The 12,788-nt window shown below is 53.0% G+C and carries 9 protein-coding genes; 6 read left to right on the top strand and 3 right to left on the bottom strand.

The window, feature by feature from the left end:
* The 4 genes from PKH29_00045 to PKH29_00030 all read left to right on the top strand — a co-directional run.
* The coding region (locus PKH29_00045; GenBank protein ID HNX13229.1) for a hypothetical protein at positions 1-258 on the top strand (258 nt) is incomplete at its 5' end.
* 9 nt (positions 259-267) lie between these two features.
* Positions 268-2,718 (top strand): hypothetical protein, encoded by a 2,451-nt coding sequence (locus PKH29_00040; GenBank protein HNX13228.1) that lies wholly within the window; start codon positions 268-270, stop codon positions 2,716-2,718.
* The gene (locus PKH29_00035) at positions 2,715-4,283 is read left to right on the top strand and encodes a glycoside hydrolase family 43 protein (protein HNX13227.1); all 1,569 of its coding nucleotides are present in this window, start codon (positions 2,715-2,717) and stop codon (positions 4,281-4,283) included. The genes PKH29_00040 and PKH29_00035 overlap by 4 nt, the downstream gene beginning before the upstream one ends.
* 14 nt (positions 4,284-4,297) lie before the next feature.
* Entirely contained in the window at positions 4,298-5,293 is a 996-nt protein-coding gene (locus tag PKH29_00030; protein ID HNX13226.1) for a Gfo/Idh/MocA family oxidoreductase, read from the top strand.
* 65 nt (positions 5,294-5,358) lie between these two features.
* On the opposite strand, the gene PKH29_00025 is transcribed toward PKH29_00030, so the two are convergent.
* Both PKH29_00025 and PKH29_00020 read right to left on the bottom strand, forming a co-directional pair.
* Positions 5,359-6,123, bottom strand: coding sequence for a 3-ketoacyl-ACP reductase (locus PKH29_00025; protein ID HNX13225.1), 765 nt, complete (start codon positions 6,121-6,123; stop codon positions 5,359-5,361).
* A 1-nt stretch (position 6,124) separates the two neighbouring features.
* On the bottom strand, positions 6,125-7,405 hold the full coding sequence (locus tag PKH29_00020; protein ID HNX13224.1) for an NADH:flavin oxidoreductase: 1,281 nt from the start codon (positions 7,403-7,405) through the stop codon (positions 6,125-6,127).
* Between the two features lie 117 nt (positions 7,406-7,522).
* On the opposite strand from PKH29_00020, the gene PKH29_00015 reads away from it, so the two are divergent.
* A complete protein-coding gene (locus tag PKH29_00015; GenBank protein HNX13223.1) occupies positions 7,523-9,412 on the top strand; it encodes an FAD-binding protein in 1,890 nt (629 codons plus the stop codon).
* A gap of 1 nt (position 9,413) precedes the next feature.
* On the top strand, positions 9,414-10,187 hold the full coding sequence (locus tag PKH29_00010; GenBank protein ID HNX13222.1) for a GNAT family N-acetyltransferase: 774 nt from the start codon (positions 9,414-9,416) through the stop codon (positions 10,185-10,187).
* A 194-nt stretch (positions 10,188-10,381) separates the two neighbouring features.
* On the opposite strand, the gene PKH29_00005 is transcribed toward PKH29_00010, so the two are convergent.
* A complete protein-coding gene (locus tag PKH29_00005; protein HNX13221.1) occupies positions 10,382-12,403 on the bottom strand; it encodes an alpha-galactosidase in 2,022 nt (673 codons plus the stop codon).
* Positions 12,404-12,788 lie beyond the last annotated feature (385 nt).

The following is a 12,788-nucleotide window of genomic DNA, read 5'->3' as shown; positions in this document are numbered from 1 at the left end:
GACGAGCCGATGTTTTTGCGCGCGTTCGGCATGGACTGGCGCAGCTACCGCTGGCTGTGGGAAGGCGAAATGAAACCGATGGGCGAAAAAATCATCCTGCTGCGTACGCATTGCGCCCCGAACTCGAGCTGCCTGACGTTCCTTTATCCCCACGAACCCGGTGAAGAAATCGGCACGATCTCCCCGCTGCCCGATTTATCCGGCATCAAATGGAAAACTGACCGTGAAGTAAATATTCCCGGCTTTCCGACAAATTGAGGTGCGCCTATGGATGAAAGACGTTTTCTCGGCAGCAATCCCATTTTTTACCCCGCGGGTTTTAGGGGCCTCTCGGTGCCGAACAACTGGATTACGGATGCGGTTGTCGCCGCGCGTTTTTGTGAAACCGGTCTTTCGGGTTTGGATTACCACGGAAAACAGCCGGTCAGCCGGAATTCGAAAATTCTGACCGGTTCCCCCGCGGCCCCCGCTATTCGATTCGGCCTTTTTCGAAACGGATTTATTCCGCTCACCATCGGTAAATATGAAGCCGCCCCCTGGTGTTGTTATGCCGAATTGATGTCGGGCAGCCGCTCCGCCGGCGAATTTTTCGCTATGGCGCAGGGCAAATCGGTTTTGATAACCGTCAAATTATTCGAAAATCAGCCCGTCTCGCTCCGTTTTCAAACAAATTCACTCAACACCGACGTCCACGGCAATATGTGCTGGAAAAAAGACCGGAGTGTTTTCCCGCTGATCTTCGTCGGCGAAAACCGCTGCCTTCTGCGCGATTGGGTCGCAGACAAAGGCGCGTATCTTGTGCCGGTCTTCCGGCACGCCGAAATCTTCGGCACCGGGCCGCTCCTCGATGTCAACAACCTTGACGCGCTGCCGCCGATGACCGATACCGTTAAAAACGGCGGGAAACTGTTCATTGATTCCCGCACGGTATTGGTATTAAACAGCGCGCATCCCGTTCAAGTCACTGATGAAAACGGCGAGTGTACCCTGACATTTGCCGAAAGCGCGGTTCATTTCGACCTCTCTTTCGGGGACAGTACGGAAGAAGCCCTATTTGAATCGGCTCGCGTCCAAAAAAACCACCCGCAAATTTCGCAAGAACAGTTTTTGCGATTTCAAAAGCGCGCAGAGCGAAAGCCTGCAATAACTTTTGACGAATATCCCGAACTCGGCGAAGCCGCGGCCGCTTTACCCGGTTATGTGCTCGCGGCAACCCAGAGCAGCGGAATGACAAGGGCTTCCGCAAGCAGTTATTACTGGGTCTGGGGCTGGGATAATCTCGTCACCGCGCACGAGATGTCCAAATGGGGTGATCCCGACGGCCAGCGTTCGGTAATCCGCTTTTTTCTCTCCCACCGCTGGCTGGACGGAAGCACTCCCCACCGGTACGGACGTGATTACGAGATTCTCCAAACCATGCAGTTCGGAGCGTCCGACGCCCTGTTAATCTCTTTGATTCATCAATACTTTTCCGAAACCGGCGATCGTGAATTTTTAAAAGAGTGTTATCCCGCCGTAACGGAGCTTTGGAACGGGTTAAAGAAAAAATCCGATTCGCGCGGCTATATCAGAGGCCTTGGCTTTTATCCGGACAATCCCCGCGCAATGGGGCGCGCCGAACAAGGCGTTACCTCCCTTGAGACCGGCGCGTTCTTTCTCGCCGCCCGCCTGCTCACCGGGCTGGCCTCCGCCTGCGGAGATGAAGCCGCTGCCCGAAGCGCCGCGCAAACTGCCGATTTGATCGAGAGCACCTTCCTTGATTCTTTTTTCGATTCAGAAACAGGCGGCCTGATTGACGGGTTGGATGAACGCGGCCAAGCCAACAAAGTTTACCCGCTGTACGATTACCTCGCCGCGCACAATCGCCGCGGCCTTGCGTTGTTTTTGCCGGAAATCGGTCGGATTTCGGATTTTATCGAAAAAAATTATTTTACCGAACACGGCATCCGCACTCTGCCCGCGCGGGAACCCCATACTCATTCCGAAAGCATCCACCACGCCTGGTATCCGCATTGGGATATCTACGCGCTGAAACTGCTGCGGTACGGCGCGCTGGCCTCGGGAGACGATGAACGTTTTCTTCGAATTTCACGCCAATATGCCGAAACAGTCTGCCGGATGTGGAAAAACTGCCGAGCGATTATGGAACTTGCCGATTTAGACGATCTTGATCCCGAAACCGGCTGGACAAAATTCGGACAGGCATGGAATCTCAATTGCGCCTCGGGACTTTACCGCACATGGTTTGAATCCCTTGCGGGCATCATGACCGACGGGGGAACCGTTTCGGTTCTGCCCGGCGGCTTACAGACGCGGATTTCCGGGCTTTGGGCCTGCGGAGGGCGCTGGAGTTTTAACCGAAGCGGCCGCGGCGGCTTTTCGCACCTGATCGTTGACGATGCACCGATTTACAGCAGCTGTCTTGTTCCGAAAGAATTTTACACCCGGGGCAATCATCAAGTCACAGCGGTTTACGGTACGTCTGATCAAAATCCCCTGATTCTCGATTTCATCGGCGGTAAAATCAGTGAACTCCGGCAAAACGGAGGCGGATCTGCCTTTCAAACCACCCTTGGCGGAAAACTTCTCCTGCTCTCTGACACTGAGCCGCTTATTACTCTGGACGGAAGCCCCGTAAAAGCCCGAAACCTTAACGCCCGGCTTTGGCAGGTATCGTTACAAAATCCCGGAAACATTTTTATCGGAGGCCCGACATGAACGCTCAATTTATCCGAAATCCCATCCTTCCCGGTTTTAATCCCGATCCCTCGATTCTGCGCGTCGGCGACGATTATTACATTGCCGTATCGACTTTTGAGTGGTATCCGGGCGTTCAGATTCATCATTCGCGCGACCTCGCACATTGGCGCCTGCTGACCCATCCGGTCACGGACCTTGATATGAGCGGAATCCCTTCCCGCGGCGGCATCTGGGCGCCTTGCCTTTCTTACGACAAAGGCATCTTCTATCTGATCTATACGGTGATCTACGGGCATCAAGGCATTTTCAAGGACCTTGACAACTTTTTGATTACCGCCGAAAACATCGAAGGTCCGTGGTCGAAACCGGTTTGGCTCAACAGCACGGGTTTTGACCCCTCGCTGTTCCACGGCCCTTACGGCCGCAAATGGCTTGTCAACTTGAATTGGGATTTCCGAAAAGGACACTCGAAATTCGGCGGCATTCTGCTTCAGGAATACGACCCGAAAGCCCGAAAACTCGTCGGCCCGGTTCAAAACATCTACTTTGGCACCGAACTCGGCACCACAGAAGGCCCTCATCTTTATCTGCACGGAGATTATTACTATTTAATGACCGCCGAAGGCGGCACCGGTTATAACCACGCGGTCTCAATGGCACGTTCAAAATCGATTGCAGGCCCTTATGAAAACGATCCTTCCGGCCCGGTGGTCTCCACCCGCGACGCGCCCGAATATCCGCTTCAAAAAGCCGGCCACGGCTCAATTGTCGAGACACAAAACGGCGAATGGTACCTTGCGCATCTGGCGTCCCGGCCTTTTCCCGGCACAAAAGATTGTATTTTAGGCCGAGAGACCTGCCTGCAAAAGGTAACATGGACAGCCGACGGTTGGCTGCGTTTACAAAGCGGCGGCTGTGTTCCGCAAATCACGGTTCCCGCGCCCGCCCTTGCGCCCCATCCCTTCAAGCCGGCACCTGCGCGCGATGATTTTGATTCAGAAGCACTCGGCGTCCATTATCAGACCCTGCGAACCGCTCTCGGCAAAACTTCGCTCTCGCTGAGCGACCGTCCCGGTTTTCTGCGGCTTTACGGCGGCCCGTCCTTCGCCGCGCCGTCTTCTCAGTCGCTCGTTGTCCGCCGGCAGCAAAGCTGGAATTACACCGCAGAGACCATGCTCGAATTCGAGCCGGATGATTTCCGTCAGATGGCCGGCCTTGTCTGTCTGCACGATACCGGAAATTTCATCTACCTGCGCGTCAGTCATGACAACGGCCGGAAGGCGCTCGGCATCATGGTCTGCGACAATAATGCTAACGGTTATCCCGTCGATGACGTCGCAATACCCGAACATACCCCGATCCGCCTGCGCGTTGAGGTCAAAACAAGGGAACTGCGGTTTTTTTACTCCTGCGGTACCGACCCATTCCATCCCATCGGTCCTGCGTTCGACACAGTTGCCCTGACCGACGACCACAGCGCTTTGACCGGTTATACCGGCGCGTTCGTCGGCCTGTGCTGTCAAGATCTCACCGGCAGCAGAACCCCTGCGGATTTTGATTATTTCGAGTATTCGGAAACCTGAAAGGACAAAAATTTATGAAACCCGTGAAACTCGGTCTCGTTGGTCTTCATTTCGGCAAGCTGATGATTGAGGAACTTCAAAAGCCCGAAAACCGGAAATATATCGAAATTGCCTGCCTCTGCGACCGGGACGAACCGCTCGCCGAAAAACTTGCCGCCGAATACGGCATTCAAAAATATGTATCTTCACTCAATGTGCTGCTCGCCGATCCCGGAATTGAAGCGGTCGGCCTGTTTACCGGTCCCGAAGGCCGCGCTTTGCTGATCGATCAGATTCTCGACGCAGGCCGCGACGTCCTGACGACCAAGCCATTTGAGCGCAGCGCCGACGAAGCCCGCCGGGTACTGCAAAAAGCCCGCTCACTCGGCAGGATCATCCATCTAAACTGCCCCACGCCGACGCCGCCCCGCGATATCCGGCAGATTGACGAGTGGATTGAGCAATATCACCTCGGAAGGCCGATCGGCTATCGGGCGATGACCTGGTGCAGTTATCGCGAAAAACCCGACGGCAGCTGGTACGACGACCCGGCCCGCTGTCCCGCCGCGCCGATTTTTCGGCTCGGCATCTATCTGATCAACGACATCTCCCGTTATTTCGGCGAAGTCGAAACTCTTCAGCTTCTGCATTCCCGCCTCTTCACCGGACGCCCGACCGCAGACAACGCCCAGCTTGCGCTGCTTCATAAAAACGGCGCCGTCGGCAGCATATATGCCTCTTTCTGCGTCAACGACGGCCGTCATTACCTTCACGCGCTGGAACTGAACTTCGAAAACGGCACGATATTCCGAAATACGGGCGCGGATGCCGTTGACGGAAAAATAAAACTCGATTTAGCCGCATCCGGCAACGACGGCGGATTGATCCGGAAACACCGTGAATTCGAAGCCGCAGTCGGCGATTATCAATATGAGCAATTTTACAAAGCCGTCCGCGGCGATATTTTAGAAAATCCCACTCCGGACGAACAAGTCATTAACGGCATCAAGATCCTGGAATTATTGAACTGACTGTTACGGTTTTTCTGAACAAAACAGGCGGCCCGACGGCCGCCTGTTTTCTGTTACACTTTTGTTTACAGCCTTCTCAGATGAAATCCGCCGTCCGCCTCTATCACCTGTCCGGTCGAATAATCAAGTTTTCCCGAGCACAAAACCGAGACCGCGTCTCCGACGTCATCTGGCGTGCCCCAGCGCGCCGTCGGCAGCAGCCCGTTCCTGATAAGACCGTCATATTTTCGGTGCGTGCTTTCACCGGCGGTCATATCCGTATCGATGATTCCCGGCCGCACTTCAAACACCGGAATCCCGAATTCGGCCAAACGGTCGGCGAACAGTTTTGTGATCATCGAAACCCCTGCTTTGGAGATGCAGTACGGCGCCCGGCTGACCGATGACGTATAAGCCGAAATCGAAGAAATGTTGACGATTCGCGGACGATAATCCGTTATTCCTTTTTTCATGCCGTCAATCATCAAATTCGCCGCCGCTTGTGTGACAAAAAACGTCCCTTTTTGGTTGGTGCCGACCACGAAATCATAGCTTTCCTCGCCGACTTCCAATAGATCTGCCCGGACTTTGGGCGCGGCTCCGGCGTTGTTGACCAGTACATCCAGCCGTCCGTATTCTTTTTCAATTTGCTCAAAAAGCGCTTTCCGGGAAGAGGAGTCCGAAATATCGCAAGAGAGATACGCGCAGTTATCAAGTTCTTTCAAAGCGGCGCTCACCCGGTCGTTATATCCCGTGCTGCTCATGATTGTAAAATATCCGTCTTTTTTCAGCGCTTTTAAGATGCCCAGACCAATTCCCCGCGATGATCCGGTGACTAATGCGATTCTCATTTTAAACACTCTCTTTCAGCACGTCCCGCTTGTAAATCGGCAGATAAATCCCGGCATCGCGCACCACGCATCCGGCCACGCTGCCGGCACGCATTAATTCCGAACATTTGCTGCACGCGATACAGCATTTTTCACTTTCCATCGGTTTCCCTTCAAGAATCTCTTTCGCGAAATCGGGATATGCCAGCGTCATCCGCCCGAATCCCGCCATGGCCGCTCCTCCGCTTTCAATCAGCCCCGCGGCGGCATGCGCTGAATTTTCTCCGAGAAATGAAATCCCCGAACAAACTAACGGCAGACCGGGAAACCGTTTTTGCAATGCCGCGGTATTTTCGAGCATGCGTTTTACGCCTTCTGTCGCTTTTTCTTCCGGCGTATACGCTCCCTTCCTGAACGGCCTGTTGACATGCGGATTGACATAGGGGTTGCCCATGGTGATATTCAATAACTTAACTCCCGTTTTTTCCAGTTTACCGATGAGTCTGATCGGCTCTTTCAAATCGACTTCCAACCCGCCGCTCTCTTTGACGCCGAATCCGTAGGGATAAGGAAATCCGTCATAAATATTGATTCGGCTCGTGACGAGAAAATCCGAAGAGCACACCTGCCGCGCGGCCTGCATCGCGTCGAATAAAAGCCGCGTTCTGTTTTCAAAACTTCCGCCGTATTTCCCGGGCCGGGTGAACGCCGACAGCAGTTCGCACAATAAATACCGGTGGCAGGCCTTGATATCGACACCGTCGAATCCGCACGCCTCAGCCAAACGGGAGGTCACGGCGAATTTTTCGGGCAGCGTGTCCAACTCTTCGTCACTGATGATGCATTTATCGGGAAGCGGTTCTTTTTCAAAAATCGGATTATGATAAGCAATCAACGGGTCGGGTTTTCCCTCCGGTTTGGAGTACCGCCCGGAATGGGTTGCCTGTAAAATCAACAACGGTTTTTCAAAGCCCGCCTTTTGCGCGCAAATGTGAATCAGCTCCGCCAATCGCTTAAAACTGTCCTGATTCTCTTTTGTCAGCCACAACTGCCGCGGATTGGCGCGTGCTTTTGCGGAAACCGAGGTGGCTTCAACCCAGATCAGTCCGCTGCCGCCCTCCGCAAGGCGTTGATATTTACGCAGCGTCAATTCCCCCGGCCTGCCATCGGCGGTGCCGTCGCAGCCCTCCATCGGCTGGAAGGCCAGCCGGTTCGGGACAATCTTTTCACCGATTCTCAGCGGGCGTTTTAAAACGGAGCAATCCTCCGCAAAAAAGGGGATTTCCGGACAGGGGTTTTTCATAAACATTCCTTTCAATAGTCCAAATGCGCTGCGCCGATTGACATTCTCCTCTCCCTATATTACAATTTTGAAAGTGAAAAGTCAAAGCTGAATGAGGTGATTTAAACGCAGTTCGAAATAAACGGCAAATCCTACGCGCTCCACACTTATAATACCGTAGTCGTCGGCAGCGGCGCGGCGGGATTGAATGCCGCCGTTCAGCTTGTCAGGCACGGGCAGCCCGACATTGCCCTGGTGACCGAAGGCATCAATATGGGCACCTCCCGCAACACCGGCTCGGATAAGCAGACCTATTATAAACTCTCGACCTCGGGAGACACGCCGGACTGCATCGGCGACATGGCCGGCCGTTATTTTTCAGGCGGCGCGATGCACGGCGATCTTGCGCTTTCCGAGGCCGCCAATTCCCTCCGCTGCTTTTTTCATCTTGCAGAACTGGGCTTGCCGTTCCCGAAAAACGAATACGGCGAATATGTCGGTTACCGCACCGACCACGACGATTCGTCCCGCGCGACCTCCTGCGGTCCCCTGACTTCCAAACTGATGACCGAAGCGCTGGAGTCGAAAGTCCGCGCCTTTGATATCCCCGTCTTTGACGGTTTTCGGGTCGTGAACATCGTCCGAAATGATCAAAGAGCCCTCGGGCTTCTCGCGATTGAAAAATCAAAACAGACACAGCCCGGAATCGGACTCACCTTGTTTTGCTGCACCAATATCATCTGGGCGACGGGCGGTCCCGCCGGCATGTACCGGGCAAGCGTCTATCCCGAAAGCCAGACCTGCGCCCATGGCGCGGCATTCGCGGCCGGTGTCAAAGGCGTCAATCTGACCGAATGGCAGTACGGTCTTTCCTCGGTTAAATTCCGCTGGAATGTCTCCGGCTCCTACCAGCAGGTTATCCCGAGATATTTTTCAACCGATGAAAACGGTGATAATGAGAGAGACTTTCTCTCCGATTTCATTCCGAACCCGGCTGACCGATTGAACGACATCTTCAAAAAGGGCTATGAGTGGCCCTTTGACGTCAGAAAGCTGAGCGGCTCCTCCGCCGTAGACGCCGCGGTTTTTTCCGAGCGGTCAAAGGGGCGCAGAGTCTTTCTGGATTTCACCCGCAGCTCATATCATCTCGGCTTGCTGGGCACGGAAGGCCGCGATTACCTCTCGCGCTCGGACGCCGTGGCCGATACGCCGATTGAGCGATTAAAGAAGCTGAATCCGAAAGCGATCATGCTTTATAAAGCCCACGGTATTGACCTTGCGCATGAACCTCTTGAAATTGACCTGTGTGCCCAGCACAATAACGGCGGCTTGTCGGTTGACGCAAACAGCGAAACCAATCTGCCTCACTTTTTTGCGGCAGGGGAAGCTGCCGGCGTCTTCGGCGTCTGCCGCCCCGGCGGCGCCGCGCTGAACTCCACACAGGTCACCTCTCTGCGCGCCGCGCAATACATTTCCGTTTGTTACCGCGAACGGCCTGACGTCGAATTATTTTCTGAAAAGGCCGAAACCCCGATCTCCGAATTAACCGAAACCGTCAATCGTCTCAAAGCCAACAGCGGAAAGGACCTGTTTTCCTTGCGCAGGCGATATCAGGAGCGCATGACCCGTTTTGCCTCGGTGCTTCGGGATCCGGACGCATTTGAATTCGCGATTGAGGAGTGTAAACGCGATCTCGCGGAATTTGAAACGGTCACTTCGCCGGCCCCTGACCGGCTAGTCGATGCGCTGATCAACCGGGACATTCTGCAGACCCAGTTTGTTTACCTCTCGGCCATGCAGCAGTATGCAAAGCAGGGCGGGGTAAGCCGCGGGAGTGCGCTCTGCGCTTCTTCGTTTGAAGACGCCGTTCCCGTTTCGGAATCCGACCCCCATTTTAATGACGTCGGTGAACTCACCTGCGATCTGGCTCATCTGACAGCTTTGCATCAGTTTATTCAGGTTCGGCCGATTCCCGCGCGCGAGCTCTGGTTTGAGACGATATATAACCGCCGGAAAGAGGATGACTAAAATGAATCATATTGAAATGACCCGAATCGTGCAGCGCCAGCTGGCTGTTGACCTAAACTGCACCGTCGATGATCTGAACGGCGAAAAAGACAGTTTTGTCTTTGTCGAAGCCGGGCAAAACTCCGGCCGCCGTCCGATCCCGCACAACGACCGGCAGTTTGATATGCTCTCGATGGGCAACGCCATCATCGTCTCCGCCGTGCCTGAAATTTTAGCTTTTGTCAAACCGCAGCTCATCGGCGCATCCCGCGACGACGCCTTTTCCATGCCGTTTGTACATGGGCAGAGTTTATATTATCTGCCCGATTTGTCACAAATCAGCCAGCTGCCCCCGCCCGATGGTTTTACATACGAGCTCATCGAAAAAAGCGATATCCCGCCGCTCTATCAATTCGATGGCTTTCACAACGCGCTGCAGTATGATGTCAACCATCCCCGCCCCGACGTCTTAGCCGCACTCGCCAAACACGGCAATCAAATCGTCGGAATGGCCGGAGCCAGCGCCGACTGCGCAAATCTCTGGCAAGTCGGCATGGATGTGCTGCCCGAGCACCGTCATCACGGCCTCGGTGCCTATCTGGTAAATCGGCTCGCGCTTGAAATATTAAATCGCGGCTATGTCCCCTATTACGGCACCGCCCCCTCAAACCTTGCCTCTCAGCGCGTCGCTCACCGCGCGGGCTATTCCCCCGCCTGGGTCAGCACCTATGAGGGCCGCTTTGAAGGCAAAGATCTCAAACCTGATAAATTAACATCCTCAGAACGCGAAAGATAAATTTGTTTCACAGTCACTTCGATTGAAAAAACCTTGTTTTTTATAAATACACTTTTACAGTGGCATATAAAAAGTTATATAATAATGCGTATTCACCCCCGCCGAAGTCGGAAGTGAATATAAATACGCATTTTATCTTCGGCTCGAAAAGCACCTGTTTTTCAAGTGCTTTTTTATTTGACTGCGCGAAAGATTTACGCCTTTTTCACCCAAAAAACTCTCGCCGTCCCGGGCTGATCAAAATCAAAACATACGCCGCTTTTCAATTGTTTGCCGGTATACTTCTTTTGTTCATGCGTATCTTCATCTGTCAGAAGGTAGTCGGACGATTCCTCGGCAAACGGCAGTTTCACAAACAGGGTGTTTTCGGGACAGTCCTCCATCCGGAAAAGCTGCAAAACCCCTTCCTTTGCGTCATTGTCATAATAACAAAACGCCGTGAACCCGCTTTTATCCTCCTGGCTGTGCCAAGGCGTCAAAACATAGAAATCCTTGAGCAGATACGGACTGATCTTTTTCCACTCATTAAGTCCGAAACGCAGCATTTCAAAATCCTGATCCGGATCCTGAACAAACTGGGAATCCACATTCAGAATGGGAAGATAGGACGCCCGCCAGGTATACACATCCGAAATCCCCGTCGGATCAAGCTGACGCTTTTTCTCCTTGGTGTTTGCGCCGCAGAACGGAATCCATTTTTCAAACGCCGTCGTCATCGAGAGGCGCAGTGCCGTGGTGGTTCTGTCGGCATCGCTGCGTAACAGCGGAACTCCTCTGCGCATCGATTCCAAATCGTTTCTGCCGCCGCCGCTCGCACACGAATCGACAAACCCGCAACCGCCGTGTCCGAGCGTACAGGCGATGATATCGTCCCACAGTTGATAATGCGCCATCACAACTTTACATTCGGTGATGCCGCGCCTGCTTTTACCCTCATGCTCATCCTCAAAGCGCCATCCGGCATTCGGGTTGCTGTTATTGTCTTCGCGGTACATGTCAATCCCGTTCTCGCGCAGGACCTTGCAGATTCTCTCTGTGGTCCACTTCAAACACGCCGGTATACCGATATTACTGACAATGCCTTTGTTTCCCGGCACACCGCTTACCGCCCATGCGGCTTTATATCCGAAGGTTTGTTCAAGTGCCTCGGGATTGGTTACGCGCTCCGGCTCAAACCATAACAGTGTTTTCATCCCGTGTTCCTTTGTAAAATCCGTCGATTCCCGGAAGGTCTTTCCCGGCCATTTCACCGGGTCAAGCTCCCAACTGCCGACCGTTCCCCACCAGTCCTCTTCCACGGTATTCCCCTCGGAATCGGTATACCATCCCGCGTCTACCCAGCGAAAATCGACTTTGATTTGTTCGGCGAACATCTTCTCCAATGAAGGCCGCCAGGTGGTGAATCGTTCCGAAATGCTCCCGTCGGAATTCGGAAGTCCCGTATCGCTCGACAAACAGCAGGTCGAAAACGGTTTCAGCGCATCACCCGCAGTGTTTTCTTTGGGCAAATTGCATTCAATAAACCAGCTTCGCCAAAAGTTGGTCGCGTAATTTTCATCTCTGACCGAATACGGCGCCATCACGAAAAGCGCGGTTCTGATTTTTTCACCCGGTTTAAGATATGTATGAATCTCGTTGGTCGAGCGCGCCGTATATTCGGTCGCAACCCCGTCAGAATTAAAATCCGCAGTCCAAGTACCAGACCACCCGATTGCGAGCATCACACCCTCATCGCCATACTCCAAATTGAAATACGGAAAATTGATGTGCGTCGGCCTGCCGCTGTTCGAGGCAAAATGCACCGGGATCACTCCGAGATCATGCGAATACGGCCGGTAAAAATTCACGAGGTCGCCCAAAATCCCTTTCAGTACGGGGCGTTTTCCCTCAAAGCGCAGCGTGCTTTTCAACTCCGACAAAACGGCGGTGTTTTTGTTTCCGGTATTCTCAAACCAAACCGTCCATTCGAAAGCCCCGTGCGACGGATAAAAAGCGGTTTCGAGCATGATTTGTATCCCGTCGCGGAATCCGAAAACGACATCGGTTTTCTCTTTTTTATCCTCGACCGCAGTCTTCCTGCTGATTTCCGTGAAATTTTCTTTCGAAAATCCGTCATACTTCAAGCCGTCGTACTCAAATGAAAACGGAAACGAAGTGAGCTCTTCGAGCATTGAGCGGTATGTTTTTTCCGCTTTCGGGTTGCTGTATCTGTCCATTTTTAATCCTTTCGGTCTGACTTTATCATTCTGATTTCTATAAAACCATTAATCGGACCTTTTTCTCTCATGAAAATTATACATTTACATTAGATTATCGTCAAGTTAAATGCCGCAATCGTGATGCAGCTGCGCTAACAAACCACAACTTTTTTATTTCGCCGCTGCGCACTTCTTTCAAACATCTGCTCCCATCTTGATACGAACCGGAAGAATAATATTGCAGCTGCCTTCTCAACGAGCTTTTCTAACCCTTCGGATAAGTGTTAGAAAAAGTGTTAGAAAAACTAAAAAATCATAAACGAAAAAGCGCCCATCCATAGCTCAAAATGGCTATATCAGGCGCTTTTTTTGTTGGCTCCCCCTGTTGGGCTCGAACCAACGA

It is taken from the genome of Oscillospiraceae bacterium (genome assembly GCA_035353335.1).
Classification (GTDB): Bacteria; Bacillota; Clostridia; order Oscillospirales; family JAKOTC01; genus DAOPZJ01.
This window is presented reverse-complemented; position numbering and strand designations above follow the sequence as displayed.

Coding starts and splice junctions, on each gene's coding strand:
- PKH29_00040 (HNX13228.1), top strand. CDS start 268: ATGGATGAAAGACGTTTTCTCGGCAGCAATCCCATTTTTTACCCCGCG.
- PKH29_00035 (HNX13227.1), top strand. CDS start 2,715: ATGAACGCTCAATTTATCCGAAATCCCATCCTTCCCGGTTTTAATCCC.
- PKH29_00030 (HNX13226.1), top strand. CDS start 4,298: ATGAAACCCGTGAAACTCGGTCTCGTTGGTCTTCATTTCGGCAAGCTG.
- PKH29_00025 (HNX13225.1), bottom strand. CDS start 6,123: ATGAGAATCGCATTAGTCACCGGATCATCGCGGGGAATTGGTCTGGGC.
- PKH29_00020 (HNX13224.1), bottom strand. CDS start 7,405: ATGAAAAACCCCTGTCCGGAAATCCCCTTTTTTGCGGAGGATTGCTCC.
- PKH29_00010 (HNX13222.1), top strand. CDS start 9,414: ATGAATCATATTGAAATGACCCGAATCGTGCAGCGCCAGCTGGCTGTT.
- PKH29_00005 (HNX13221.1), bottom strand. CDS start 12,403: ATGGACAGATACAGCAACCCGAAAGCGGAAAAAACATACCGCTCAATG.